This window comes from Ectothiorhodospiraceae bacterium 2226, assembly GCA_013348725.1.
Taxonomy (GTDB): Bacteria; Pseudomonadota; Gammaproteobacteria.
The window spans coordinates 2,567,246-2,593,892 of record CP054689.1 but is presented as its reverse complement, the minus strand read 5'-3'; the positions used below and the strand labels follow the sequence as shown (position 1 = coordinate 2,593,892).

The 26,647-nt window shown below is 67.6% G+C and carries 25 protein-coding genes; 7 read left to right on the top strand and 18 right to left on the bottom strand.

Going from position 1 to position 26,647, the window contains the following annotated elements:
* The first annotated feature begins 330 nt into the window (after window positions 1-330).
* The 3 genes from HUS23_12575 to HUS23_12565 all read left to right on the top strand — a co-directional run bounded on the left by HUS23_12575 (window position 331) and on the right by HUS23_12565 (window position 2,825).
* Window positions 331-858: a glycine cleavage system protein R gene (locus tag HUS23_12575; protein ID QKT04580.1), complete on the top strand. Its 528-nt coding sequence runs from the start codon at window positions 331-333 to the stop codon at window positions 856-858.
* Window positions 855-1,346 carry a peroxiredoxin gene (locus HUS23_12570; GenBank protein QKT04579.1) on the top strand — a complete coding sequence of 164 codons (492 nt, stop codon included), beginning with the start codon at window positions 855-857 and terminating at the stop codon, window positions 1,344-1,346. Before HUS23_12575 ends, HUS23_12570 begins: the two co-directional genes overlap by 4 nt.
* Before the next feature lie 66 nt (window positions 1,347-1,412).
* Window positions 1,413-2,825: a PhoH family protein gene (locus HUS23_12565; protein ID QKT04578.1), complete on the top strand. Its 1,413-nt coding sequence runs from the start codon at window positions 1,413-1,415 to the stop codon at window positions 2,823-2,825.
* 91 nt (window positions 2,826-2,916) lie between these two features.
* Here the strand turns inward: HUS23_12565 and htpX are convergent, their stop codons facing one another.
* Window positions 2,917-3,816, bottom strand: coding sequence for a protease HtpX (htpX, locus tag HUS23_12560; protein ID QKT04577.1), 900 nt, complete (start codon window positions 3,814-3,816; stop codon window positions 2,917-2,919).
* Window positions 3,817-4,073: 257 nt separating this feature from the next.
* On the opposite strand from htpX, the gene HUS23_12555 reads away from it, so the two are divergent.
* The gene (locus HUS23_12555; GenBank protein QKT04576.1) at window positions 4,074-5,612 is read left to right on the top strand and encodes a HAMP domain-containing protein; all 1,539 of its coding nucleotides are present in this window, start codon (window positions 4,074-4,076) and stop codon (window positions 5,610-5,612) included.
* Window positions 5,609-6,721, top strand: a complete 1,113-nt coding sequence (locus HUS23_12550) for a hypothetical protein (protein QKT04575.1) — start codon at window positions 5,609-5,611, stop codon at window positions 6,719-6,721. Before HUS23_12555 ends, HUS23_12550 begins: the two co-directional genes overlap by 4 nt.
* Window positions 6,722-6,793: 72 nt before the next feature.
* On the opposite strand, the gene HUS23_12545 is transcribed toward HUS23_12550, so the two are convergent.
* The 7 genes from HUS23_12545 to HUS23_12515 form a co-directional block, all read right to left on the bottom strand.
* Window positions 6,794-7,375, bottom strand: a complete 582-nt coding sequence (locus HUS23_12545; GenBank protein QKT05082.1) for a sulfoxide reductase heme-binding subunit YedZ — start codon at window positions 7,373-7,375, stop codon at window positions 6,794-6,796.
* Window positions 7,376-7,401: 26 nt separating this feature from the next.
* Window positions 7,402-8,325: a protein-methionine-sulfoxide reductase catalytic subunit MsrP gene (msrP, locus tag HUS23_12540; protein QKT04574.1), complete on the bottom strand. Its 924-nt coding sequence runs from the start codon at window positions 8,323-8,325 to the stop codon at window positions 7,402-7,404.
* A 13-nt stretch (window positions 8,326-8,338) separates the two neighbouring features.
* Entirely contained in the window at window positions 8,339-8,842 is a 504-nt protein-coding gene (locus tag HUS23_12535; GenBank protein ID QKT05081.1) for a DsrE family protein, read from the bottom strand.
* Between the two features lie 129 nt (window positions 8,843-8,971).
* Window positions 8,972-10,090, bottom strand: coding sequence for an AI-2E family transporter (locus HUS23_12530; protein QKT05080.1), 1,119 nt, complete (start codon window positions 10,088-10,090; stop codon window positions 8,972-8,974).
* Window positions 10,090-10,452: a Crp/Fnr family transcriptional regulator gene (locus tag HUS23_12525; GenBank protein QKT04573.1), complete on the bottom strand. Its 363-nt coding sequence runs from the start codon at window positions 10,450-10,452 to the stop codon at window positions 10,090-10,092. Before HUS23_12525 ends, HUS23_12530 begins: the two co-directional genes overlap by 1 nt.
* The gene (locus HUS23_12520; GenBank protein QKT04572.1) at window positions 10,449-11,192 is read right to left on the bottom strand and encodes a GMP synthase; all 744 of its coding nucleotides are present in this window, start codon (window positions 11,190-11,192) and stop codon (window positions 10,449-10,451) included. Before HUS23_12520 ends, HUS23_12525 begins: the two co-directional genes overlap by 4 nt.
* 23 nt (window positions 11,193-11,215) lie before the next feature.
* Window positions 11,216-12,124: a LysR family transcriptional regulator gene (locus HUS23_12515; protein QKT04571.1), complete on the bottom strand. Its 909-nt coding sequence runs from the start codon at window positions 12,122-12,124 to the stop codon at window positions 11,216-11,218.
* Window positions 12,125-12,290: 166 nt separating this feature from the next.
* Here HUS23_12515 and HUS23_12510 point away from each other — a divergent pair, with 166 nt between their 5' ends.
* Window positions 12,291-12,851: an NINE protein gene (locus tag HUS23_12510; GenBank protein ID QKT04570.1), complete on the top strand. Its 561-nt coding sequence runs from the start codon at window positions 12,291-12,293 to the stop codon at window positions 12,849-12,851.
* Between the two features lie 60 nt (window positions 12,852-12,911).
* On the opposite strand, the gene HUS23_12505 is transcribed toward HUS23_12510, so the two are convergent.
* The 7 genes from HUS23_12505 to HUS23_12475 form a co-directional block, all read right to left on the bottom strand.
* On the bottom strand, window positions 12,912-16,166 hold the full coding sequence (locus HUS23_12505) for an efflux RND transporter permease subunit (GenBank protein ID QKT04569.1): 3,255 nt from the start codon (window positions 16,164-16,166) through the stop codon (window positions 12,912-12,914).
* 3 nt (window positions 16,167-16,169) lie between these two features.
* Window positions 16,170-17,219: an efflux RND transporter periplasmic adaptor subunit gene (locus tag HUS23_12500; protein ID QKT04568.1), complete on the bottom strand. Its 1,050-nt coding sequence runs from the start codon at window positions 17,217-17,219 to the stop codon at window positions 16,170-16,172.
* A gap of 174 nt (window positions 17,220-17,393) precedes the next feature.
* Window positions 17,394-18,554 carry an aldo/keto reductase gene (locus HUS23_12495; protein QKT05079.1) on the bottom strand — a complete coding sequence of 387 codons (1,161 nt, stop codon included), beginning with the start codon at window positions 18,552-18,554 and terminating at the stop codon, window positions 17,394-17,396.
* On the bottom strand, window positions 18,554-19,732 hold the full coding sequence (locus HUS23_12490) for an acetoin utilization protein AcuC (GenBank protein QKT04567.1): 1,179 nt from the start codon (window positions 19,730-19,732) through the stop codon (window positions 18,554-18,556). The genes HUS23_12495 and HUS23_12490 overlap by 1 nt, the downstream gene beginning before the upstream one ends.
* 268 nt (window positions 19,733-20,000) lie before the next feature.
* Window positions 20,001-22,517 carry a VWA domain-containing protein gene (locus tag HUS23_12485; GenBank protein ID QKT04566.1) on the bottom strand — a complete coding sequence of 839 codons (2,517 nt, stop codon included), beginning with the start codon at window positions 22,515-22,517 and terminating at the stop codon, window positions 20,001-20,003.
* Window positions 22,514-23,392, bottom strand: a complete 879-nt coding sequence (locus HUS23_12480) for a CbbQ/NirQ/NorQ/GpvN family protein (protein ID QKT04565.1) — start codon at window positions 23,390-23,392, stop codon at window positions 22,514-22,516. Before HUS23_12480 ends, HUS23_12485 begins: the two co-directional genes overlap by 4 nt.
* 26 nt (window positions 23,393-23,418) lie before the next feature.
* Window positions 23,419-23,823 carry a hypothetical protein gene (locus HUS23_12475; GenBank protein ID QKT04564.1) on the bottom strand — a complete coding sequence of 135 codons (405 nt, stop codon included), beginning with the start codon at window positions 23,821-23,823 and terminating at the stop codon, window positions 23,419-23,421.
* Window positions 23,824-24,041: 218 nt separating this feature from the next.
* Between HUS23_12475 and HUS23_12470 the strand changes: the two genes are divergently transcribed.
* Window positions 24,042-24,362 carry a hypothetical protein gene (locus tag HUS23_12470; protein ID QKT04563.1) on the top strand — a complete coding sequence of 107 codons (321 nt, stop codon included), beginning with the start codon at window positions 24,042-24,044 and terminating at the stop codon, window positions 24,360-24,362.
* Window positions 24,363-24,810: 448 nt separating this feature from the next.
* Here the strand turns inward: HUS23_12470 and HUS23_12465 are convergent, their stop codons facing one another.
* The 3 genes from HUS23_12465 to HUS23_12455 are packed head-to-tail and all read right to left on the bottom strand — an operon-like array spanning window position 24,811 to window position 26,613.
* Window positions 24,811-25,200, bottom strand: coding sequence for a hypothetical protein (locus HUS23_12465; protein QKT04562.1), 390 nt, complete (start codon window positions 25,198-25,200; stop codon window positions 24,811-24,813).
* Entirely contained in the window at window positions 25,193-26,212 is a 1,020-nt protein-coding gene (locus HUS23_12460; GenBank protein ID QKT04561.1) for a lipoate--protein ligase family protein, read from the bottom strand. Before HUS23_12460 ends, HUS23_12465 begins: the two co-directional genes overlap by 8 nt.
* Window positions 26,209-26,613 carry a hypothetical protein gene (locus HUS23_12455; protein QKT04560.1) on the bottom strand — a complete coding sequence of 135 codons (405 nt, stop codon included), beginning with the start codon at window positions 26,611-26,613 and terminating at the stop codon, window positions 26,209-26,211. Before HUS23_12455 ends, HUS23_12460 begins: the two co-directional genes overlap by 4 nt.
* Window positions 26,614-26,647: the final 34 nt, after the last annotated feature.

The window sequence follows — 26,647 nt, the reverse complement described above, 5'->3', positions numbered from 1 at the left end:
GCGGGGGAGGGTTAGTGGGGGCCGCCTGCGCAGCAGGCGGAAGTGGGCTCCCGCCGGCCTGCGGCCGTCGGCCCCCTCCCCGGCCCTCCCCCACTGACGTGGGGGAGGGAGCAGAGATCTGCGCACCTCGTCCCCTGCGTGGTGGTGGCACAGGCGCCGCGGGCATTCCCTCCCCCGCACCCCGCGGGGGAGGGTTAGGGTGGGGGCCGCCTGCGCAGCAGGCGGTGGCCTTGGATTTGCCATGGCGCCTCGGCGCCCCCGTAATATAATCGTGAGCAAATTCGCGGCGCCGGCCTTCGGCGCCCATCAACCAAGGCCGCGACCTCGCGAATGCAGACGTATCTGGTACTCACCGCGCTGGGGGACGACGATCCCGGCATCATCACCCACCTCTCCAAGGCCATCATGAACAGCGGCTGCAACATCATCGACAGCCGGATGGCGGTGGTGGGGGGCAAGTTCACCATGTTGTTGCTCACCTCGGGAAGCTGGGATGCCATCGTGCGCCTGGAAGGCGCGCTCCCGGCATTGCAGGAGCGCCTGGGCCTGTCGCTGATCGCGCGCCGATCGGAGGCGCCGCAGCCGAGCGGGCGCATTCCTTATCTGGTGGAGGTGGTTGCGCTCGACCATCCCGGCATCGTGCATTGGCTGGCGGACTTCTTTACCAGCCGCAACGTCACTATTCACGAGATGAGCAGTAGCCGTTACGAAGCCGAGCAGACCGGGTCGCACATGTTCACGCTCAGCATGAGCGTGCACCTGCCGCCGGACACCCACATTCCGGAGTTGCGCGACGAGTTTCTAGACTTCTGCGACGAGTTGAACCTGGACGCGGTCATGGAGGCCATCAAACGTTGAACGACAGCACGCAAGCGGCAGGCGCCGTACAGCTCGACCAGCCCGTACCCGACTTCACCCTGCCGGCCACCGGCGACAGCACTGTGACGCTGTCGCAGCTCCGCGGCAGCCACGTCGTGCTTTACTTCTACCCGAAGGACAGCACGCCCGGCTGCACGCGCGAGGGGCAGGATTTTCGGGACCTGTACGACCAGTTCGTGCGCGCCGGCGCCGTGGTGTACGGCATCTCGCGCGACAGCCTGCGCTCGCACGAGAACTTCCGCGCCAAGCAGGGCTTTCCCTTCGCCCTGTTGTCGGACGCCGAGGAACAAGTGTGCCGTCTGTTCGAGGTGATCAAGGAGAAGAACATGTACGGACGGCGCGTCATGGGCATCGAGCGCAGCACCTTCCTCATCGACCGCGAGGGGGTGTTGCGTCGCGAGTGGCGCAAAGTACGCGTGGAGGGCCACGCGGCCGAGGTGCTGGAGGCGGTGCGCGCCCTGGGCTGAACGCCCAGGCGCCACCTCCGGCGCCGACCCCGCGGGGGTGACACCCCGCAACTCAGAGGAGGACGCATGAACCAAGCGGCAATCCGAGGTAAGCGACTATTCGTCCTTGATACCAACGTGCTGATGCACGACCCGACCTCGCTGTTCCGCTTTCAAGAGCATCACGTGTTCCTGCCGATGATCGTGCTCGAGGAGCTTGATCACAACAAGACGGGCCGCTCCGAGGTGGCGCGCAACGCCCGCCAGGTGAGCCGCTTCCTCGACCAGTTGATGGCCGGCAAGACCAAGGAGGACATCGACGCCGGGCTGCCGCTGCACCCGCCGCGGCCCGAGGGCGGCCTACCCAGCGCCGAAGGCCGACTGTTCTTCCAGACCGAGCCCACGCCCGACGTGCTGCCCGCCAGCCTGCCGGGCGGCCGTCCCGACAACCACATCCTCGGCACCTGCCGCACCCTGCAACAGCGCTACCCCGACGCCAACGTGGCGCTGGTGTCGAAAGACATCAACCTGCGCATCAAGGCCTCCATCATCGGCATCCACGCCGAGGACTACTACAACGACCAGGTGCTGGAGGACGTCAACCTCCTCTACCGCGGCTATCACGAGCTGCCGGGCGATTTCTGGGAAGCGCGCGCCAACCAGATCGAGTCCTGGAAGGAAGACGAGTACACCTACTACCGCATCACCGGCCCCGAGGCGCACCAGTGGACTCCCGGCCAGTTCGTGTACAGCGGCGGCGAGGAGCCGTTCGAAGCCATCGTGCGCGAGTTGGAGGGTGATACCGCCACGCTACAGCTGGTGCGTGACCACCGCACGCAACGCCACAGCGTGTGGGGCATCAGCGCGCGCAACCGCGAGCAGAACTTCGCCCTGAACCTGCTCATGGACCCGGAGATCGACTTCGTCACCCTGATGGGCATGGCCGGCACCGGCAAGACCCTGCTTACGCTGGCCGCGGGCCTGGAGCAGACGCTGGAGCATAACCTCTATCGCGAAATCATCATGACCCGCGTGACCATGCCCGTGGGCGAGGACATCGGCTTTCTGCCGGGGACCGAAGAGGAGAAGATGACGCCTTGGATGGGGGCGCTCATGGACAATCTGGAGGTGCTGACGCAATCCGAGGCGGGCGGCAGCTGGGGCCGTCAGGCAACCCAGGACCTGCTGCGCGCGCGCATCAAGATCCGTTCGGTGAACTTCATGCGCGGGCGCACCTTCCTGAACCGCTTCATCATCATCGACGAGGCCCAGAACCTCACTCCGAAGCAGATGAAGACCCTGATCACCCGCGCCGGGCCCGGCACCAAGGTGGTGTGCCTCGGCAACATCGCCCAGATCGACACCCCCTACCTCACCGAGACCAGCTCCGGCCTCACCCACGTGGTGGACCGCTTCAAGCACTGGCCGCATAGCGGCCACGTCACCCTCATGCGCGGCGAACGCTCGCGCCTGGCGGACTACGCCTCCGAGGTCTTGTAAGCAGGTCAGGCGCCCGCGCCTGCGGCGCAGCCCCCTCCGCGACCCTCCCCCGCTGTGCGGGGGAGGGCGTTACGGCGCGGCGCTGAGAAACCTAGAACGCGCTGCGGGAACCGCCGGCACGCAGGGCGGCGATGCGCTCCTCCAGCGGGGGATGGGACATGAAGAGGCGCTGGAAGCCCTTGCTGCGCATGCCGATGATACCGAAGGCGGCGAGCTGATCGGGCAGGTGGGACTGGCCGGCGGACTTCTGCAGGCGCTCGAGCGCGGCGATCATCTTCTCGCGACCGGCCAGCGCGGCGCCGCCGGCGTCGGCGCGGAACTCGCGCTGGCGGCTGAACCAGAGCACGATGGCGCTGGCGAGGATGCCGAGCACGACCTGGGCGAAGATGGCGGTGATCCAGAACGCGGGGCCGTGACCGCGCTCGGTCTTGAACACCACGCGGTCGACCACGTGGCCGATCACGCGCGAGAGGAAGATCACGAAGGTGTTGACCACCCCCTGGATCAGGGTGAGCGTCACCATGTCGCCGTTGGCGACGTGGCTGACCTCATGGCCCAGCACGGCCTCGGCCTCCTCTTCGCTCATGCTGCGCAGCAGCCCGGTGCTGACCGCGACCAGCGCGGCGTCGCGCCGGGCACCGGTGGCGAAGGCGTTGATATCGGGGGAGTCGTAGATCGCGACCTCCGGCATGCCGATCCCGGCCTGCTGTGCCTGACGCTGCACGGTACGCACCAGCCACGCCTCGGTGGCGTTGCGGGGCGTTTCAATGACCTGCGCGCCGGTCATGCGCTTGGCGCTCCACTTGGACATGGCCAGGGAGATGAAGGCGCCGCCGAAGCCGATCACGGCGGACAGGACCAGCAGGTTGTACATGTCCAGCCCAACCCCCTGCTCGTCCAGGATGCGGTCCACGCCGAGCAGGCGCAGCACCACGCTCAGGACCAAGAGCACGGCCAGGTTGGTCAACAGGAACAACGCAATACGTTTCATGCTGAAGCGGTCTCCCACATTGAAACCGGCCGCTGTGCGACCGGGGTTCTGCCGCCCTCGGCGGCTTTGTCATTCTGTGCCGGCGGCGGCGCCGGCGCTCAATTTAGATGAGGCCTTAACTGCAAAGTTCAAGCCGTTAGCGGCGCAAAAGCCGCAACTCAAGCGTTTAGAATAGGAACCACGTCACAAGCCGGCTTCGTGTTATGATGCCTCCGCCCCTACTTGAGGCCGCAATGATACACACGGATGGCGGGTGAATGAGCGACCTGACGCGCGCCGATTACAGGCAGTCTCTGCTTCTGCGTCTGCGCAGCGCCTCTGCACGAGCGCTGGCGTACTGTCGCCGCCGTTGTGTGCCCAAGCACTTCCCTATCGCTTATAAGTTGGCCCTGGCCATCATGCTCATGCTCACCGTGGGCATGGTCCTGTTGGGGCTGGTCATCACATCCAACCAAACCCAACTCCTGCGCGCCCAGGCCAGCGACTTCGGCTACACGGTGGCGGCCCAGGTGGCCGAGTCCGCCAAAGAGCCCCTGCTGGCGGGCGACCAGCTCGCGCTGGAGGTGTTGGTGGCCAATCTGGCCTCCAACGGGACCATCATGGGCGCGGCCATCTTCGATGAGGACGGCAGCGTCCTGGCGCGCCTGGGCATTATCCCGCCCCCGCAGCAATCCTCGCTGCGCGACCTCGGCGAACCGCGCACGGTCGAATGGCGCTGGGAGGGTCAGCAGGCGCTCGACATGGTCTCGTTCGCGGTGCCGGTGCGTTTTCAGGGCGTGCAGGCGGGCCACGTGATCGTGACCTTCAGCGCCTCGTTCATGAACCAGGCGATGCACGACGCGATCCGCGCCATCAGCGCCGCCCTGGTCTTGATGCTGGTGTTCGGCGTGATCATGGCGGTGCTGGTGGGGCGGCGCTTATCGCGGCCGATTCACGAACTGATGGAGGTGTCTCGCGCCATCGGCAAGGGCGAGTACAACTTCCCGGTGAAGGAGCGGCGTAACGACGAACTCGGCGCGCTCACCGAGGCGCTCGGCCAGATGGCCAGCGGCCTGCTGCAGAAGACCCAGGTGGAACAAGCCTTCTCCCGCTACCTCTCGCCCAACGTGGCGCAGGAGATCCTCTCCCACCTCGACCAAGTGGAGCTCGGCGGGCGGGACGTGCGCGCCACGGTGCTGTTCGCGGACATCGTCGGTTTCACCAGCATGTCGGAGAAGATGCCGCCGGACGAGGTGGCCGCCATGCTGAACGAGTATTTCTCCTACATCGCCGAGGCCGCGCGCCTCTACAACGGCAATATCGACAAGTACATGGGCGATTGCGCCATGCTCGTGTTCGGCGTTCCCAACGAGGACGAAGAGCACGTGTTCAACGCCGTCGCCTGCGCGGTGATGATCCAGCGCCTGGTGGCGCGGCTCAACGCCGAGCGCGAGAAGCAGGGGCTCGACCAAGCCCGTTTTCGCCTCGGCATCAACACCGGCAACGTGCTCGCGGGCAACATGGGCTCGCGTGAACATATGCAGTACACGGTGGTCGGCGATTCGGTGAACCTGGCCGCCCGCCTCTACGGCATCGCTACCCCTGGCGGCATCGTCATCGGCGACAGCGTGTACCACGATCCGCTGGTGCAGAGCCGCGTATTGGCGCGCCGTTACCGTTCCATCCGCCTGCGCGGCAAATCGCTGCCGGTCGACACCTACGTCGTGAAGGACTTGGCCGGCAGCTATCGGCGCACCATGGACCACCAACTGGAAGACCTGCTGGCCGCCCGCCTCTCCAAGGGTGACGCCGCATGATCGCACTCAAGCGACTCCCCCTCTGGCTGGGGGCCGCTCTCGCCATCTCCGGCTGCACCTACATCCCGCCCCCCGATGGACCGCGCTACGGCAGCGCGCGCATCGCCGCGCCCACGGCCGCACAGGCCGCGCAGATCGAGCATGCGCTGGACGGCGGCTACTACGAGTGGGTGCTCGCCGCCATTGCCACCTTGCCGAACGAGCACCCGGACTACCAGCGCTGGCAGCGCGAGTTGCCCGAGATCCGCACGCGGGCCGCGTCCTACGAGCGCGCGAAGGTGCGTCGTGGAGAAGACCAACTCGAGGCCGGCGCAATCCACGAGGCCCTGCAGACCTTCACGCGCGGGCTGGAGAAGCTGCCGAGTAGCGAGGCCCTGAAGAAGGCTCATAAGGCCGCCGAGGCCCGCCGTATGCAGCGCGAGGTAGAGCTGACGCGGATGCTCACCATCGAGCAGGCACAATGGCTGCTGAACGAGGGGCGGCTGGTGAGCGCACTCGCCGAGCTCGCGCCGGGCGACGAGGCCCTGCGCGAGCGTGTGGTGCACAACCAGACGGCGCAGGCACGCGTTGCCGGCCGTCTGGGGCGCATGGGCGGCGAAGCCCTACAGGAGAATAACCTCGCCGCGGCCGAGAAGCTGTTCGCGCTGGCCCTCGCGCTGAATCCGGAGTCGGGGCTCGAGCAGAACCTCGCCGAGGTGCGCAGCACGCAGCGCGCCAGAGCCGTTTCCGCCGAACAGGAACAGCGCCGCCGCGTGGCCCGCACCCGCGAGGCCGAGGCCGAACGCCTGGCCACCTCCGCCGATGCCGCACTGCAGCAAGGCGCCCTGGTCGAGGCCGGGGAGCTGCTCCAGCGACTGGAGGCATTGGAAGGTGCCGCCCGCCACGCCGAGGACCTGCGCATACGCCTGCAGGCAGCCATCGCCGAGCGGGTCGAGCGCGATCTCGAACGCGGCCGCGTGCTCTACAGTCGCGGCGCGATTGACGCCGCATTGGACATCTGGCGCCCCTTGCAGGCGGTTGCGCCCGAGCACCCGGAACTGCGCGCCAATGTCGAGCGCGCCGAACGCGTGCTCGAGCGCCTGCGCCAGTTGCGCGGCCGGGAGTCCTGAAGAAGGTCTGAATGCATCCATCCTGGACGGCGGCTGTTTGAAGGGCGCACATCCGTGTGCCGCGCGCGACGCTCAGCGCTTACCTCGCACCGGCCAGACGCGCAGCGCCAGCAAGACCAGCAGCACCCCGCCATAGACCAGCGGCTCCAGCCGATCGGCCTTCACCGCCCACAGAAAATGCAGCACCCCGAGCGCGGGGACGACATAGGCCAAGCGGTGCAGGCGCTTCCAGGTGCGCCCGCCGAGCCGCCGCATCACACGGTCGGTGGAGGTCAGGGCGAGCGGTAGCAGCAGCAGGTAGGCGACCATGCCGACCGTGATGAAGGGCCGCTCCAGCACGTCGAACACGATTTCCTCCCACCCGAAGAACTGGTCCAGCCAGAGGTAGGTGAGCAGGTGCAATGTCGCGTAGAAGAACGCGAACAGGCCCAGCATGCGCCGTACCCGCAGCGGCCACGACCAGCCCAGCAGGCGGCGCAGCGGCGTGGCCGCCAGCGTGATGAGCAGAAAGCGCAGCGTCCAGTCGCCGGTACGGTGCGTGATGTCCTCGATGGGGTTGGCGCTCAGCGCGCCGGTCAGTGCCTGTAACGTCAGCCATGCGAGCGGCAGCAGGCACAGCAGGAACACGGTCGGCTTGAGGTAGCGCAGCGGCATGGCCGCCCGCGCCGCGACCGTCGGCATCAGAAGTACTTGCGCAGGTCCATGCCCGCGTACAGGTGCGCGACCTCGTCACCGTAGCCGTTGAACAGTTCGGTGCGGCGCTTGCGAAACTCGCCGATGCGCCGCTCGCGCCGCTGGCTCCACCGAGGGTGGGGCACGTCCGGGTTTACATTGGCGTAGAAGCCGTATTCGCGTGGGTTGTAACGCTCCCAGGCGGTGAGCGGCTGGTCCTCGCGCAGGCGCACGGCGACGATCGACTTGATGCTCTTGATGCCGTATTTCCACGGCACCACCAGGCGCAACGGCGCGCCGTTCTGATTGGGCAGCACCTCCCCGTACAGCCCAACGGCGAGGATGGTGAGCGGGTGCATGGCCTCGTCCATGCGCAGCCCTTCGCGGTAGGGCCATTCCAGCACCGCGCGACGCTGACCGGGCATTTGCTCGGGGTCGTGCAGGGTAACGAACTCCACGTACTTCGCCTTGGACGTCGGCTCGAAGCGTTTCAAAAAATCCGCGAGCGGAAAGCCGACCCAAGGGATGACCATCGACCAGCCTTCCACGCAGCGCAGGCGGTAGATGCGCTCCTCCAGGGCGTGCGGTTTGAGCACGTCCTCCAGGGTATACGTGCCGGGTTTGGCCACCTCCCCGTCGATGCGCACCGACCAGGGCGCGGTACGCAGTCGGTGCGCGTGGCGCGCCGGGTCGGCCTTGCCGGTACCGAACTCATAGAAGTTGTTGTAGGAGGCAACGTCCTCGTACGAGGTGAGGTCTTCGTCGGTACTGTAGGGACCCGGGCGCACGCCCTCGAGCCGCTCGCGCGTAGCCGCGAGGAGCGGCGGCGCGAGGAGCAGTCCCGCGGCCAGCGCCGCACGTCCCAAGAACCGGCGGCGCGCGTGGTAGACGGCCGGCGGCGTGATCTCCGAGGATTTGATCGGGCGTGCCATGGCGAGGCGTCCGCTAGCGCAACTCCTCCAAGCTATGATGCCGCTCCAGTACCGTCGGCGTGATCAGGGCGTAGCCTTCGAGCTGCCAGTGCGCCAGTTCGGTGATCGCAGACGGCACGACCTGCACGAAGTCCTGCAGGTCGCTCGCGCGATAGCCGAAGTCAACCAGCGCCAGGCCGCAGACCTTGAACTCGACGCCGAGGCTGGCGTAGTAGCGCATGCGCTCTACCGCGTCCGCATAGCGCTCATAGTTGTGCTTGGCGAGGGTGGCGAGCTCGGTGCCGTGCAGTACCACCTTGAGGTCGAGGAACTCAGGGGCGTAGTTATACGGCGGGTCGGTGAGCGGGTTCATCAGCGAGCGGACCCAGAACAGCGCGGACCCGATCTTTTCCGGGTGGTCGAAGTAGAAATCGAACACCACTTGCTGTTCGGTGTACGGCGTCTCGACGTATTCGGCCTCGGCGTGAGCGGCTCCGGCGCCCATCAGCAAGGGAAGTACCAACAGCCAGCGCAACATGCCCATGACGCACCTCCTGTGCCGGGACTTTCGCCCTGAACGGGCGTCGCGGCAGGCGGGGGGCGGGTACCCGGTTGTCCGTCCCCTACCCTACTTCAAACTCTAGCAGGGGCGCGGCGGGCGCCGCATTCAGGACGGCGTTTCGCGTTCGATTTCGGGGGTCCGTGCGCGCGCGGGCGCCGACGGGGGCGCCGTCGCGGCGGGCTCCGGCGTCGTGGGCCAGGCCGAGAGCACCGCACTGACCAGCGTGGCGAGGGGGATCGCGAAGAACACCCCCCAGAATCCCCAGATGCCGCCGAAGCCGACCACCGCCACGATGATGGCCACCGGGTGCAGATTCACCACACGGGAGAACAACAGCGGAGCCAGCACGTTGCCGTCGAGTGCCTGGATCACGGCGTAGGCCACCATCAGCCAGGCGAGCTCCGGCCCCCAGCCCCACTGGAAGTAGCCGATCATGAACACCGGCAGCGTGACCACCGCGGCGCCGATGTACGGAATGATGACCGACAGGCCCACCAGCGCGCCGAGCAGCATGGCGTACTGGAGGCCCATGAGGGCGAACACCAAGTAGGAAACGGCAGCGACGATCAAGATTTCCCAGAACTTGCCGCGCACGTAGTTGCCGATCTGGCGGTTGACCTCATCCCACACGCGCGCGGCCAGCGCGCGCTCGCGCGGCAGGTAGCCACGCACCCAGCCGAGTATGAGGCGCTTGTCCTTGAGGAAGAAGAACACCAGCAGCGGCACGAGGATCAGGTACACGATGATGGTGATGAAGTTCAGGATGGAGGCGAGCGACAGGGCGAGCATGCGCTGGCCTAGCGCGCCGACCTGGCTGCGGATGGCGGCCAGCACCTCCTGCACCTGCGCCTCGGTGATGAACGGGTAACGTTCGGGCAGTTGCAGCAGCACCTGCTGGCCCATGGCGATGAAGGCGGGCAGGTCGCGCACCAGGTCCATCATCTGCACCCATAGCAGCGGCACCACGCCGAACACCAACACCAGCAGGAAGGCCATGAACAGCAGAAACACGATGAGCACGGCGGGGGTGCGCGGTACGCCGCGCCGCTCGAGGAACACCACCAGCCCTTCCAGCAGATAGGCGATGACGATGGCCCACAGCACGGGGGCAAGGATGCGCCCGAATAGCAGGATGGCCGCAAAGCCGATGACCAGCAGGAAGGCGAGGATGACCGCCTGCGGATCGCTGAAGCGCCGCCGGAACCAGCGGCGGGCTACCTCCATCATGCAGTGCCGCCGTGGTCCTGTTTCAACTTCTCGTACTGACGCAGGAACAGCACCTCCAACTCGTCGATGACCTCCTCGGCCGCACGCCCCTGCACAACGTGCTGCGCCACCAAGGCAGAGGTCTCGTTGAGCATCTTGCCCTTGTCGACCATCGGATAACTCGCCGAGAGGCGCTTGAGCGCGCCGACCACCGATTCGCGCTCGGGTCGGGGGATGATCTGGGGCTCGGGCAACGGCTCGGGTTCGGAAGGCGCGCCCCGTTGCGCAAGGAATTCGGCGAAGGCGAGCACCATGTCGCGCTCGGCGGCGCCCAGCGCCTCCACGGTATCCAGCAGCCGTCGGCGTTCGGTGCGCGTCACTTGTTCTCTACCTTCAGACTGAAGACCGGCGCCTTACGCCGCTCGTGCATCAGATCGAGGCCCTTGACCAGGGCCACCACGACCTGATCGGTCATCTCCTGCATGCCGCCCCACTCGGCGCGCGCGGTCTCCAGCAGCTCACCGATGTTGTCGGGCGTGTCGCGATCCTCCTCCATGATCATGTCCTCGATCATGCCGGGCTTCATCTCGGGCCGCAGCAGCATGCCGTAGGTCAGCTCGTTGGGGCGGATCACCAGCCACTCGCCGTCGTCGTCCACCACCAGCGGCTCGACGCCGCCGGGCAACGTGACGCGCCCGTTGCTGATGATAAGCACCCGCCGGCCATCGACGGCCTGCGCGAGCGGGTCGTCCTTGCCGGCCTCGGTGGCGTGCGCGGTGGTCCAGTAGCTGCGGTGGTAGGGCTCGGCATGCGCCTCGCCACCCGCCACGCGCGCGACCAACTGACCGCCCAACCCGATGCCCACCACCGGGCGCTTGGCCTTCTGGTAGACCTGGATCAGGTGCAGGGCGTCGCCCAGCCATGCATGACCCTCGGCGTCCGTGGGCGGCTTACTGCCGGCCAGCACGAACAGGCCGTCGAACTGCAGCGCGCTCGCCGGCAGCGCCTGGTCGACGAACGGGCGCAGGTAGTTGAAGCCGATGTCCCGCTTCTCGAGCTGGGTTTCGATCAGGCCCAGGAATTCGGAGTAGGTGTTCTGGATGACGCTATAGCGTTTCATTGGGTACTCCTGTCCCCGCCCGCTCAGTCGGCCGACGGGTGTTCCTTGCAGTAGTTGCGCGCGAAGTTGAGTAGCTCGTCCATGGCGCGCAAGCGGAATTTGTGTTTCTGGTGCACAAAGGAGAACGGCCGCTCGATGGGCGGATCCAGGGGGCGCGCCACCAACGTGCCGAGGCGCAGCTCCTTGGCGATGGTGGCGCGCGACAGGATGGACACGCCCATACCCGCCTCCACGGCACCCTTGATCGCCTCGGGGCTGCCTAGTTCCATGATGATGTTGAGGTCACTCGGCGCGAGCTGCGCGCCCTGCAGGGTCTCCATGAGCACTTCGCGGGTCCCCGAGCCCTCCTCGCGACAGATGTAGGGATACTCCAGCAGCCGCTCCAGGGGGACGGACTTCAGCTCGGCCAGCGCGTGCCCGGGGGGCACGATCAGCACCAGCTGGTCCAGCCGACACTGCTCCACCACCAGATTCTTGTTGGCCACCGGGGCCTCCACCACGCCGAGGTCGATCACGTTGTTCTCGACCATGGACACGATGCCGTCGGAGTTGGCTACCTTCAGCCGGATGGTGACGTCCGGATAGCGCTCTTTGAAGTCGCCGAGCAGCGCGGGCAGCATGTACTCGGCGATCGTGGTACTGGCGCCCAACATCAGCACACCGCTGATCTCGCCGGTGAGATCGCGCACCGCGTTCTCCATCTGCGCATACAGCTCGAAGATACGGTCGGCGTAGTAATAGACCTGTTCGCCCGCCTCGGTGAGGCTGATGCGGTTGTGCGTGCGGTCGAACAAACGGGTGTTGAAGTGCTCCTCGAGTTGGCGCACTTGGAAGGTCACCGCCGGCTGCGTCATATGCAGCGCCTCGGCCGCTTTGGTAAAGCTCAGCAGCCGCGCAACCGTGCGGAAAACTTGTAGTCTGCGATCAGCCATGCAAGGCCACCGACCAGGGTTCTCGGAAGGCCGTACAGGCGGCCCTATGCGGGTATTACTGCTTTCGATGCTACCAGTTAAGGGGGAAAATAGAAACTCTGGGGCCTGCGTCACGCATCACAGGGCGGGCCGCGCAATGCATGAATAGGGCGGAGAAATCAGCGCAATGAGCAAGGCATGGAAGGATATCGATCTGGCCGGCGGCGGCCTGCAGGCGCTCAATGCGCGCCTCACGCGGCAGATGAAGCGCCGCCCCACCGCGTATGCCTGGTGGGCTCTGTTCCCGCTCGGTGCGCACCGCTTCTATCTGAACGAGCCGCGCGGCGGCGCAGCCTACCTCGCGCTGCTGGCGCTCACGCTGGTCGGCCTGCTAGTCGCGCCCGTCCTCGCGCTGGTGCCGTTGGCGCTGATGGTGCTGTTCGCGCTGTACGACCTGGTATGGATCGACCGGCGCGTGGTGAGCTTCAACAAGGAACTGCGCATGGCCGCCTTCCTGGGCGGCGGCGCCGCCCCGCCCAAGGGCTATCGTGGCCGTTACGTGGACGAGGCCGCCGACGAGGTGCCGGCCGATTACGTCGCCGAGAAAGAGCGCGAACGCGCGGGGGTGCAGCCGGTGAAGCCGCAGGGCCATGGCAACAAGCCGCGCATGCCCTCCTTCGCCGAGCAGGAGGCCATGCTGCGCGACCTCGCCAAACAGCGGGGCACGAAGCGCGACGACAAGCCGTAAATGACGCGGCGGGACCGCCCCGGTTGGGGACGGCCCCGCCGCTTCACCGCAGGACCCGCTCTAGGCCACCGCCTCCTCGTCCCGGATACGCGCCACGCGCTTGCGCATGAAGGCGTAGTACATCACCGGAATCACCGCGAGCGTCAGCACCGTGGACACCAGAATACCGAAGATCAGCGCCACCGCCAGGCCGCTGAAGATCGGGTCGTCCAGGATAAAGAACGCGCCCAGGATGGCGGCGAGGCCCGTCAGCACGATGGGCTTGGCGCGCACCGCGCCGGCGTTCACCACGGCCTGCTCCAGATCCACGCCGCGGCGCACTTCGTCGTTGACGAAGTCCACCAGCAGGATGGAGTTGCGCACGATGATGCCCGCCAGGGCGATCATGCCGATCATCGACGTGGCGGTGAACTGCATGCCCAGCAGCGCGTGGCCCGGCATCACGCCAATGATGGTGAGCGGGATGGGCGCCATGATGATGAGCGGCACCAAGTAGGAGCGGAACTGCGCGACCACCAGCAGGTAGATGAGGATCAGCCCCACCGAGTAGGCCAGCCCCATGTCGCGGAAGGTCTCGTAGGTGACCTTCCACTCGCCGTCCCATTTGATGGAGTACTCGTACGGGTTGGCGGGCTGGTTGATGAAGTACTGCTCCAGCGGGCGGCCCTCGATCTCGGTGCGGCGCAGCTGGGCGAAGATGTCGAACATACCGTACAGCGGGCTGTCGAGGCGCCCCGCCACGTCGCCGGTGACGAACACCACCGGCAACAGGTCCTTGTGGTAGATGGCCTGCTCGCGCCGCGTCTCCACCACGCGCACCAGGTCGCCCAGCGGCACCAGCGCCCCGTCGCGCCCGCGCAGGCGCAGGTCGAGCAAGGGCTGCACATCGGCACGTTCCGACACCGGCAGTTCCACGCGCACCGGCAGCGGGTACTTCTTATTCACCCCGTGCAGGTAAGTCACGTCGTCGCCGCCGAGTGCCATGGCGAGCGCATCGACCAGCGCGCGCTGCGGCACGCCGAGCTGCGCGGCGCGGGCCTGGTCGACCTCCACGATCAGGCGCGGCGGCGCGGCCTCGACGCTGTCGTCCACGTCGACCACCTCGGGCGTGCCCTCGAAGACCTCGCGCACTTGGCGCGCGACGCGCATCTGGCCCGCGTAATCGAGTCCGTAGACCTCCGCCACCAGCGGCGCCTGCACCGGTGGGCCGGGCGGCACTTCCACCACCTTCACGTTGGCGCCGTGCCGCGCACCGATCTCCTGCAGGGCCGGGCGCACGCCGAGAGCGATGTCGTGACTGCGCCGGTCGCGGTCGCGCGCGTGCACCAGGTTGACCTGGATGTCGCCCTGGTGCGGCTCGCTGCGCATGTAGTACTGACGCACCAGGCCGTTGAAGTTGATCGGCGAGGCGGTGCCGGCGTAGGCCTGATAATCGGACACCTCGGGCACCGTGGCGAGGTGCTCACCCAGTTCGCTCAGCACCCGCGCGGTGCGCTCCAGGCTGGTGCCCTCGGGCATGTCCACGATCACCTGGAACTCGGACTTGTTGTCGAACGGCAGCATCTTGAGCACCACCAGCTGCACCACCACCAGGCTCACCGAGGCCAGGATGAGGATCAGCACCCCGCCCAGCATGCCCCAACGCCACAGACGCGGCTTGCGCCCCTCGCCGAGGAACGGCCCGAGGCCGCGCGAAAACAGGCTGTGCAGGCGCCCGGCACCGGTCGCCTCGTCGTGGCCGTGCCCGGCGTAGAGATGCGCACGGCGGGCGAACATGCTGTGGGTCATCCACGGGGTGACCACGAAGGCCACCGCCAGCGAGATCAACATGCCGATGCTGGCGTTGATCGGAATGGGGCTCATGTACGGGCCCATCAGGCCGGTCACGAAGGCCATCGGCAGCAGCGCCGCGATCACGGTGAAGGTGGCCAGGATGGTGGGGCCGCCCACCTCGTCGACCGCAAGCGGGATGGCCTCGCGCAGCTTACGCCCGCCGATCTGCATGTGGCGATGAATGTTCTCCACCACCACGATGGCGTCGTCGACCAGAATGCCGATGGAGAAGATCAGCGCGAACAGCGACACGCGGTTCAGCGTGAAGCCCCAGGCCCAGGAGGCGAACAGTGTGGCGGCCAGCGTGATCACGACCGCGGCGCCGACGATGATGGCCTCGCGCCAGCCGAGCGCGAGCAGTACCAGCAGCACCACCGCCGAGGTGGCGAACACCAGCTTGCTGATCAGGGTCTGTGCCTTATCGTTGGCGGTCTCGCCGTAGTTGCGCGTGACCGCGGCATGCACGCCCTCGGGCACGAACAGCCCCTCGAGCTGGGCGTAGCGCTCGATCAGGCGGTCGGCCACGTGCACGGCGTTGGTGCCGGGCTGCTTGGCGACGGCCACCGTGACCGCCGGGAATTGACCTTGTGACTGGATGCCCGCGGCCTCGGCCGCCGGGCCGGTGCCCATCCACACATAGCGCGACGGGATGGCCGGGCCGCGGCGCACCTCGGCCACATCACGCAAGAACACCGGGCGGTCCTCGTGCACGCCGATGACCAGATCGGCGACCTCCTGCGCGCTGGTGAGAAAACGACCGCCCTGCACCTCGATCACCCGATCGTCGTCCACCAGCTCGCCGGCCGGCTGCGAGGCGTTCGCGCCCTGCAGCGCGGCGCGCAAATCCTGCGGCGCGAGGCGGTAGGCGGCCAGGCGCACGGGGTCGAGCTGCACCTGCACCACATCGTCGGGGCCGCCGATGGTGTAGATGTCACGCGTGCCCTGCACGCGCTTGAGTTCGGCCTCGATGGCGTGCGCGACCTGCTGCAACTCGTAGCTGCCGCGCTCGGGATCCTCGGTCCACAGCGTGAACGCGACGATGGGCACGTCGTCGATGCCCATGGGCTTGATGATGGGCTGGCCGACGCCGAGGTCCGGCGGCAGCCAGTCCTGATTGGAGAAGATGGCGTTGTACAGCCGCACGATGGCCTCGGTGCGCGGCTCGCCCACCTCGAACTGGATGGTCAGCACCGCCATCCCCGGGCGCGACACCGAGTACACGTGCTCCACGCCCTCGATCTCGGACAGGATCTGCTCGGCCGGGGTACTGACGAGGTACTCCACGTCGCGCGCGGCGGCACCATGGAACGGGATGAACACGTTCGCGAAGGTGACGTCGATCTGCGGCTCTTCCTCGCGCGGCGTCACCAGCACGGCGAACACGCCCAGCAGCAACCCGATCAGGGCCAGCAGCGGGGTGATCTCCGTGGTCAGAAAACGGTCGGCGATACGCCCCGAGATACCTAAACGCTGTTCCGCCACGCCCTAGCGCTCCGCCCGCCGCTCGACCAGATAGGCGCCCGCCCGAATCGGATCGGTGGCCACCTGCTCGCCCTCGCTCAAGCCGGCGAGAACCTCGACCCTCTCCTCGGGGAGGGCACGCCCCAGGCGAATATGGCGCAGCGCGACGCTGCCGTCCTCGCGCAGCACATACACGCCGGTCACCTCGCCGCGCTGCACCACCGCCTCGCGCGGCACCACCAGACGCCGCTCTTCGCCCACCACGAAGGCCACCTTGCCGAACATGCCGGGATAGACGCCCGGAACCTCCTTGGGCAGATCTACGCGTATGCGGAAGGTATGGCTGGCCGGATCGGCGTACGGGCTGATGGTGAGGCGCTCGCCGGGCACCTCGAGCGGGCCCTCCGCGCCGGCCAGCATCACGCGCGCCTCTTGGCGCGCGCGGATCGTGCCGATGACGTCCTGCGCCACGTGGGCGCTGACCCGCAACTGGTCCAGCGACACGCCGGTCAGTAGCGGCTGACCCGGCGTGGCGGTCTCGCCCGGTTCGATATGTCGTTCCACCACGATGCCGGAAAACGGTGCCCGCACCACGGTGTGCTCTAACTGCTCGCGCGCCTGATCGACGCGCGCTTGGGCGGCCTCCAGGCGGCGCTCGGCGGCGCGAAAGTCCGCCTCCGCGGCATCCAACGCGGCGCGCGCCACCAGCCCCCGATCGAACAGGCTGGCCACGCGCGTATGCTCGGCGGCCGCCTCGCGCTCGCGCGCCTGGGCCTCCCCGAGCGAGGCCTGTGCGGCCTCCAGCGCGGACCGCTGTTCGCGGTCGCGCAGGCGCAGGATCACGCTGCCCTGCTCGACGAAGTCGTCCACGTCGAACAGCACCTCGATCACCCGACCCGACGCCTGCGCAGAGACGGTGGACCGATGGATCGCCTCCACCACGGCGTCGAAGACGCGCTCGCGCGGCACCGTTTGATACTCGGTGCGGACTGTCTCGAACGGCGGCTCGGCGGCCTGGGCTGGCAGAACCAATGCCACAAGAAGAATCAGCAGCGCGGAAGTGGCGGCGTTCATGGGCAGCTCCTGCGGATGAAGGACTTAAATATTACCAGCCTCAGCTATATAAGCAACGGCTAATATTCAATCCACCGGCGGCGGCAGCTGGCAGCCCTCGTGCGGCGGGACGTTGGCGGTTCATTCCGCGCGGCTGAACGTCGCGGCTCATTCCGCACGGCTGACCGTCGCGGTTCATTCCGCGCGGCTAAACATCGCGAGGTAGGCGCTGCGCTCCAGCGGCGCGAGGCGCGCCACCGCGAGCGCGTCGTCCAGGTGGGCCGGCGTGCTCATACCGACCAGGCTGGTGCCCAGCCCCGGCGTGGAGCGGTTGAACTGAATGGCGCGCTGCGCCGCACTGGGCAGCGTGGCCAGGGCCTGCTGCACCACATCGGCGGATTGCTGCGCGAGGTGACCCTTGAGCATGGTGTGGCTGGCCATCACGTACACCTTGAGCTGAAACGCCGCCTGCAGGGTGGAGGCGACGTTGCCCTGGCCGGTGGCGTGGTTGAAGCGCGTGAAGCCCTCCAGCATCACCTGATTGAAGGGCATCTGCAGGATACGGAAATGGTGGCGCGCGCCGTCCTGCCCGGTGGCCTCCTGCGCCGCCTTCTCGGCGAGCCCGAGCTGCGAGGTGATGGACTGAAACAGCGGATCGTCGGTCTCCACGCGCTCGCCGTTGAAGGTCGAGATGCCGTAGCAGCGGATGCGCCCTTCCAAGACGGCCTGCTCGAGCCGGGTGTAGACCTTGAGCAGTTTGTCGTTGAGCGCACCCTTGCCGATCACCGGGATGTGGATCTCGGGCTGGTCGACCAGGAAGGCGTCCAGCGTCTCGACGCCCATCAGGGTGCGGCTCAGTTCGATCTGATAATCGATGTACTCGGGGGTCAGCAGATGCGCGTTGTTCGCCAGGTCCTCGGTGGTGCCCAGGCCCTGCCCCACGATCTCGCGCTGAAACCATTGCACCGGGTCCTCGGGCGGGCCACCGCGCAGGGTGAGAAAACCGCCCTTGGAGATGAGAAACATGGCCTCGCGCGGCACGCCCGCCGCGAGCGCCGTGCGCACCCCCGCGCCCACCGCCGCCAACGCGCGTCCGTAGCGATAATGCGCGCCGGTGTCGATCACGTTGATACCGCTTTGCAGGGCGCGCGCCACGATGGCGCTCACCGCGGCGTCGACCTCGGGGGTCGCTTCGCCCGGAAAGGTGCCGATGCCGATCGAACTCAGACGGATACGCGTCTTGAGAAAGTCGCTGTAATGCCCTTCGCCCGCCGACCCGTCGCCGAGGTGGGCATCGGCGTAGGCGCGCGTCGCCGCCGGATTGGCGTGTCCCTTGATCAACTCCGGCTTGTGCATCATGTACCTCTCAACATTGGATGGTGCGCGAGCAGCCGCTCCAGCCGCGCGCGTACGTCGTCCCGCACCGCCCCCCCGCGGTCGGGGTCGAGGCGGCTCGCGAACAGCGCCTCGAAGTAATCCTCGTCCTCGTCCTGATCCCAGTCCACCGCGCGCAGCAGGGCCTCGCCGGCGGCCGGGATGGCCGCGGGCAGGTCGCGGCCCGACAGAATAGCCCAAACGCCGGTCCAGCAGCGCGCCAGGGTCAGTGGATGGTAGCCGCCGCCGCCCAGCACCAGCAGGCGCGGGCTATCGCGCAGCACGCGCGCAACCACCTCCAGAAAGAGCTGCGTGGAGATCGAGAACTTGCCGAGCGGGTCGGGCAACAGCATGTCGGTACCCGCCTGCAGCACCACCGCGTCGGGGCGCGCGCGCGCCAGCACACGCGGCCATAGCGCCTCGAATACGGTGCGGTACTCGGTGTCGTTCAGGCCCTGCGGCAGCGGCAGGTTGACGGCATTGCCGTGTGGGCCCGTGTCGTCCAGGCGGCCGCCCTGGAAGGGGTAGGCGTATTCCGTATCCATGTGCAGCGAACAGGTCACCACCTCGGGGTCATCGCGGAAGGCGTACTCCACGCCATCGCCGTGGTGCGCGTCGATGTCCAGGTACAGCACGCGCAGGCCCTCGCGACGCAGGCGCAGGATGCCGAGCGCCGGGTCGTTGAAGTAACAGAAGCCGCGCGCCTGCTCGGGCATGGCGTGGTGCATGCCGCCCGCCGGGTTGAACGCGGTGCGCCCGGCCAGCACCTGCTCGGCGGCCTGCACGCTGGAGCCGGTGGCGATGGCCGGGGTGGTGAAAAAGCCGGGGAAGTACGGGTTCTCGAAGTTGCCGATGTTGTGGCGCTTGCGGTAGCGGTCCAGCACCTTGCCCAGCGCCTCGCAGCGCTGCATGGCGGCGACATACTCGCGCGTGTGAAACCACTCCAGTTCCGCCACCGTGGCCTTGCGGCCGATGAGGTATTCCTCATCACCGAGCGCCCCGTAAGTGCGGATGAGCTCCACCGTGAGCGACACGCGCGGAATGCCGAGCGGGTGATTGCTGCCGTAGCTGTGGTTCTTGTAGCGCGCCGCGCCGATGAAGGTCGCGGGGCGCGTGGGCGCGATCAGGGGCGGGCGGTCTTGTTCGGCGGTCTGGTTCAAACTGTGATCCTTCGCTGATGCGTTACGCGCCGCGCCTGCTGCGCGGCCCCCTCCCCGGCCCTCCCCCGCGCCGCGCGCGGGGGAGGGAGAGCCGCGCCGGCGGCGTATTCCACCTCGGCCTCGCGGGCCGCGCGCCTCCCGCCGTTCAGCCCCCCCTCCCGCTCGCGGGAGGGGGCTAGGGGGAGGGCCGCCTGCGTCAGCGGGCGGGAACTTCCCCGCGCCTGCGGCGCGGCCCCCTCCCCGACCCTCCCCCGCAAAGCTCGGGCCCTCAACGCCGCAGGCGCAGGTAGACCTCGGGCAGGCGCTTGGGCAGGTCGTCCACGTGGTCGAGTATCAAGTAGTGTCCGGGGCCGAAGATCGCGGGCAGGTACTCCCCGCCGCGCGCGTCCAGCGTGACACAAAACGGGTGCACCCCGGCATCCAAGGCCTCTTTCACGGCCATGCGCGTGTCCTCGTGCAGGTAGCGCTCGTCGCCGCCGTCGTCGTAGTCGGCGGGACGACCGTCCGAGAGGATCAGCAACAGGCGGCGCTGCGAGGGGGCGTCAAACGTCGCCACCGCGTGGCGGATGGCGGCGCCCATGCGCGTGGCGAGGCGCCCGGTGACGCCCGCCATGCGCGCGCGGATGGCGCTGGTGAGCGGCTCGTCGAAGCGCTTGATGGGGTAGTAGCTCACGTTGTCGCGGTACTTGGAGGCGAAGCCGGCGATGGCACAGGGGTCGCCCACCGCGTCCAGGGCCTCGGCGAACAGCATCAGCCCCGCGCGCAGGCGATCCACCACCTTGCCCTCGCCCTGGTCCTTGGGCACGTCCGCCATTATGGAGGTGGACAGGTCGGCGAGCAGCAGCACCGCGCTCTCCCGCTGGCGCACGGCGCGGCGCTTATAGACGTGCGGGCGCGGCGAGCGGCCGATGCGCTTCTCGGTGACGTACTCCATGGTCGCCTCGAGGTCGAGCTCGTCGCCGTCCATCTGGCGGCGCAGCGGCGACAGCCGCGTCGGGCGCTGCATCTGCAGGGCGCGGCGCAGGCGCTTTTGCACATTGGCGTGTTTCGCGAAGATGGCCTCGGCGCGCGCCGGATCGCTCTCCTCCAGCTCGCGCTCCTGCACCCAGGCCCAATCGAGCTTGAAGGCATTGTCGCGGTAATCCCACTCGCGGTAGGCGCGCCCGCTGCGCTCGCCCTGGTGGCCGCGCCCGCGCCCGTACACCACCGCCGGCTGCGGGATACCCACACCGACGCGCCCGCCCTGCCCCGCCGTGTCCTCGGGCGGGATGTCAAAATCGGGGTCGCCGCCCGAGGCGTCCTTGGGGACCTCCTGGGCCTTGGGCTTTTCCTCCGGGTTGACCATCTCCTTGCCCGCGGCGAAACCGTCCTCTTCGGGGCTGCCCTCCAAGCGTCGGCGCGGGTACACCGGCCGCGCGGCGTTGATGCCGCGCGCGGGCAGGTAGGCCTCGCGCACGTTGTCCAGCGTGAGCGTTGGGAAATCGCCCTGCTCGTACAGCGCGAGCGCGGTACGGAAGGCGTCCACGATGGTGGCCTGTTCGTCGAGCAGGCCGCGCAGGCCCGCGGGCGCGCGCTCTGCGTGCCCGATGGCGGCGAGCGTCTCGCGCGCGAATTCGATGTACCGGCCCGGCGCGCCGTCGGGCGGCTCGGCCTGCGCGGCGAGGCGGCGCAGGCGCGCGCCATAGCCGGGGATGAGGCGCGCCGCGGCGGCGTCCACGCGCAGGTCCTCGCAGATGTCGAACAGCACCTGGAAGCGCAGCAGGTCGTCGCCGAAGCGGGCGAACAGCGGGCGCCAGGTGATGCGCTGGTCGGCATCGAGCGGCGGGTGCGCCATGCCCGCTTCCTGGAACAGCGCCTCGATGTGGCGCCGCTCGTAGCTGTCGAAGCGCAGGTGCGCGCCCGCGTGCAGCACCGCGAGCAGCGCCTCCTCGCGCCCCGGCAGCACCACCGGCAGGAACAGCGCCTGGCCGTCGGTCTCGATCATGGCGCGGCCCTGGTCGGGCGTCCACGCGCTGTCCTCCAGCGGGAAGTCCTCGCCGAACCACGCATACAAAAGGAGTTGCAGCAGCCGGCGCTGCTCGCGCAGGCGCACGCCCGGCACGCTGTCGAGCAGCAGCGCGATGCTCTCCTCGCTCTCGAGGCGGAAATAGGCCTCGCCGCGCGTGCGACCGGCCTGCAGGATGTCGGCACCGCGCCGCGCCCAGGGCTCGATACCGGCCAGCCCCACCAGGCGGCGCACGCGCAGCGCACCGCCGAGGTAGCTGCCGAGTGCCAGGCGCCGCTCGCGGAACAGGCTCTCGGCGGGCGCCATCAGGGCCTCGACGCCCTCGATGCCCTCGCGCCCGCCAAGCTCCTTGAAGGGGGTGCGAAAATAGGCCGCGCCGGAGTCCAGGTGACGCTCCAGCCAGCCGTAGCCGATCTCGTACCAGCGCTGCTGGCCCGCGGCGCCCCAGGCCTCGTGCACCGCACCGGCCTGCTCCATGTAGCCGTCCAGCGCCTTCCAGGAGCCGCGCCAGCGGTTGAAGGACAAGGCCTGCTCGGTCCAGGCGCGCACGGTGCCGGTGCGCGCGGCGGTGTCGGCGCTGGCGCGGATGAAGGACTTGCCCGCATCGCGATCATGGGTGAAGAGATCGCGCGCGGTGCGCAGCCACAGCAGCGTGTCGGCCGCGCCGTGCGCCTGGATGGCGGGCAGCGCCTCGCGCGCGTCGCGGTGCGCGACGAAGCTGATCTGCTCCAGTTCCTGTAGGACCTCCTCGATGGCGAGCAGGTCGTCCTGCTCGCTCATGAGCCGGCGTGCGCCTCGGCCGATTCACTGTCCTCGGCGAAGTGTGCGCGCACGATCTCCATCAGCGCCTCGGCGAGTTCGGGATCGTCGGTGATGGGCTGCACCATGGCCGCGCGGCAGGCGGTGATGGGATCGAGGCCGGCATTGATCAGCTCGCCGGCGTAGACCAGCGCACGCGTGGAGGTCGCCTCCTCCAGGCCGTGGTCCTTCAGCGTGCGCGCCTTGCGACCGGCCGCCACGAGGCGGTTCAGCACGTCCTCGTCCAGGCCGCCCGATTCGTTGCGCACGATCTCGCGCTCGATCGCCTCGTTCGGGTAGTCGAACTGCATCGCCACGAAGCGCTGCTTGGTGGAGGGTTTCAGATCCTTGAGCACGGTCTGGTAGCCGGGGTTGTAGGAGATCACCAGCATGAAGTCCGGGTGCGCCTCGATCACCTGGCTCTTCTTCTCCAGCGGCAGCTGGCGGCGGTGGTCGGTGAGCGGGTGGATGACCACCGTGGTGTCGGTGCGCGCCTCGACGATCTCGTCGAGGTAGCAGATCGCGCCTTCCTTCACCGCGCGGGTGAGCGGCCCGTCCTGCCACACCGTGCTCTCGCCTTCGAGCAGGAAGCGGCCCACCAGGTCGGAGCTGGTGAGGTCTTCGTGGCAGGAGACCGTGACCAGCGGCTGGCCGAGGCGGTGCGCCATGTGCTCCAGGAAGCGGGTCTTGCCGCAGCCGGTGGGCCCCTTGAGCATCACCGGCAGGCGCTTCTTGTGGGCGGCCAGGAAGATCTCGACCTCGTCGCCCTGCGCGGCGTAAAACGGGGCGTCGCCCTCGGCGGGCGCCTGCACGACGTCGCGCTCGACGCCGCGGATGCGGTCCATCAGTTTCTTCATGGATTCAGATCCTTAACGGCTGTGGGTCAGTCCAGACGCCCTTCCTGCGCGGCGCGGGTGCGTAGGTAAAGATAGATGTGGCGCGCGGTGCGCACCGCCATGCGTTCCGCCGCCTTGGGCAGCGCGTCGCGGCGGTCCATGTCGATGCAGTTGCGGTAGTACACCAGTTCGCGTACGTTGTCGCGCACCGCGTTGAGGCTGGGGTCGCCCTTCACGAAGGCCTTCTGGGTCTCCAGCAGGTCGTCGGTGTCGGGCATGTCCTTGCCGCCATGCTCGGCGTACGCGCGGAGCAGGTCGCGGGCGATGGCGCTCGCTTCGGGCAGCGTCTGATCGATGCTGAGCTCGGTCGACTCGGTCAGTTGCGCTTCAAGACCGCTAATGCGCGCGTCCAGTTCCTCGAAGCGCTCCGCCAGTCGTTCGTTTTCCGTCATCGCCTGGCCCTCGTGTGGGTACGCTGCGAAGGATTACGCAAGCGCGAAAGATGGGGTTATAATTCCGCATATTATACTCAACTAATATTCTAGATACACCGGCGCCGGCCCTGCGGCCGCCCCGCGCCGCCGTCACCATACAAAACATTAGATAGCTTTGCGCGCGAGCGCGCGAACCTACCGCTTTCAAAAGTCGCTGCTTCAAGTCGAGGACTGTCATGCAAAAGCTGGTCAAGCTGGTCAAGGTGAACAACCTGCAGTACAACGCGAATCGCGATCCGGAATTCTACCGTCGCAGCATCAACAAGGAGTTCCGCATCCAGGCGCTGATGGGCGGCACCGGGACGGCCAAGTGCCGCTTCGAAGTGGACGGCAACGCGGTGTGCGAGAAGAGCGTTTCGCTGCCCGGCACCTTCGAGTGCAAGGTCGCCTACCCCACCGCGGGCGTGCGCCTGGGCACCCTGGTGGTCGAGGGCAGCGGCGAGACCTTCAAGCAGGACATCCGCCTGGACGTCATGGAGCACGACTGGATCGGCTGATGGCTATTAGAAGGTCTGAATAACGCCATCCTGGCGTTCTCAGACCACGCAAAGCGAAAATCGTGGTTTTCGCTGTGCTTCGTGATCCACGGCTTGCAGCCGTCGATCACGGCGGCACTTCCCTGTGCCGCGGGAAGGTCTGAATAACGCCATCCTGACGTTCTCAGACCACGCAAAGCGAAAAGCGTGGTTTTCGCTTTGCTTCGTGATCCACGGCTTGCAGCCGTCGATCACGGCGGCACATCCCTGTGCCGCGGGAAGGTCTGAATAACGCCATCCTGGCGTTCTCAGACCACGCAAAGCGAAAAGCGTGGTTTTCGCTTTGCTTCGTGATCCACGGCTTGCAGCCGTCGATCACGGCGGCACTTCCCTGTGCCGCGGGAAGGTCTGGATAACGCCATCCTGGCGTTCTCAGACCACGCAAAGCGGCACAGGGATGTGCCCGCCCCTACCCGCCCCAGCCGTATTGGCGCAGAAACTCCGGCAAACGCTCCACCATCTCCTCGCGCTCGAAGAAGCGATCGGCGCGCGCAAGCCGCATTTCGTCGCGTATCACCTCGTCGCCGCCAAAACAAAACACCGCGATATTGAGCATCAGCTCGCGCCGGATCATGCCAATCACGTCCAGCGGGTCGAAGGCATCGACCTCGTCGAGGTCGATCAGTAGAAAGCGGTACAGCAGTATGTCGTTCCAGTCACCCAGATCGCTGAGATCGGTGGTGACCACCATCTCCCATCCCGGCTCGATGTGTCGCTGCAGGCGTGCCTGCATGTCCTCGTCCGCCGTCATGACGATGAACTTGCGCTGCAGGCGCTTCTCGACGGTCGGTTCAGCCATATACCCTCCTCACACCCGCCGCCGCACCGGCGATGCGCCGCGCCCAGCCATCGGCCGCCGCACCGAGTGACGCCATTGCCGCGACGAGCCGCTCATGTTCGGGCACACACGCCAGTGCCGCGCGCTCCACCTCCGCGGCACGCGGCTCGCACGCCAAGCGCGCGATGCGGCCGTGGCGTAGCACCAGGCGCAAGGCGCCGGCCGCGTCGCGGGTCTCGATCAAATAGGAATGATGATTGATCTTGATGCCGTTCTCCACCAGCGCCGCGCCCTGTTCAAGGTCTTCCACGGCCTCGGCAGCGGCTTCCTGCATGGCGATCCGCTCGGCGGCCGTCGGCTGGTCGGAGACCGATGTCCATCCCAGGGCGCGCTCGACCTCGGTGCGTAGGCACTGCGCGAGGTCGCTCGCCGCGGGCGCAGGCGCGTGGGCCGACCAGGTCGTCATGCCCCGCGCCAGTTCCTCGGCGAGCCAGGCCCGATAGGTCTCGGAAGGCGCGCGCATCAGGCGGGCGAAACGCGCGACGGGAAAGTCCAATAAGAAGCTGCTGCCGAACACCATGGAGCCGCCCAGCGTCGCCGCGCCGCTACCGAGCAGCTTGCGTTCGCCGAGCCACAGGTCGCTGACCCCCACCCGCTCGGCCGCCAGGCCGTAGGCGTGGAACACGGCGCGCATGGGCGCCAGCGCACGCTCGAACAACTCACCGTGACGGGCCGGGGCAACGTGCTTGGGCCAGATCATGAACACGCAGCATTGGTCGTGATCCACCCACACGGTGCCGCCGCCGAGCGGACGGCGCAGCACCGGGACCTGCTCTGCGCGGCACGCCTGCGCGTCGATCTCGGCGCTCAGCCCTTGGCTCGCGCCGAGACAAAGATGCGGCTCGCGGCAACGCGCCCAAACGAGCAACGGCGGCGCGTCCGGTGCCTGCGCCTCGGCGAGTCCGGCGTAGGCCCCGTGCAGGGCCGCGGCGTCGAGCTCACCGAGATCGAGCCAGCGCGCCTGGCGACTCATTCGCCCTCGTCGCCGCGCGCCTTGTCCTTCTTGCCGTAGAACTTGCTGAAATAAAAGTCGCGCGCGCGCAGCGCCTGCGCCAGCGCCAAGCGCTCCTTGAAACCCTCTTCGAGTATCTTCGCGAGCGCCTCGCCCTGCTCCGCGTCCACGATATGCATACGGCCGATCAGATCCTCGTCGGTGGCCAGCACCTGATCGTTGACCGGATCGGGAAAGTCGGCGTACAGCAGGTACGACTTCACGTCCTCGGCGAGCGGATCGAGCGGTTGCATGACAATCTTACCCAGCCAGGCCAGGCGCGCGATCTGGTTGAACTGATTGATGTCGAACTTCTTGCCCTTGCGGTACTTGTTGAGCTCGTTCTTGAGCGTACCGAGGTCGGTCATCTTGATGGTCTTCATTCACACCTCACGGTAGTGCAGCGTCACGGCATGC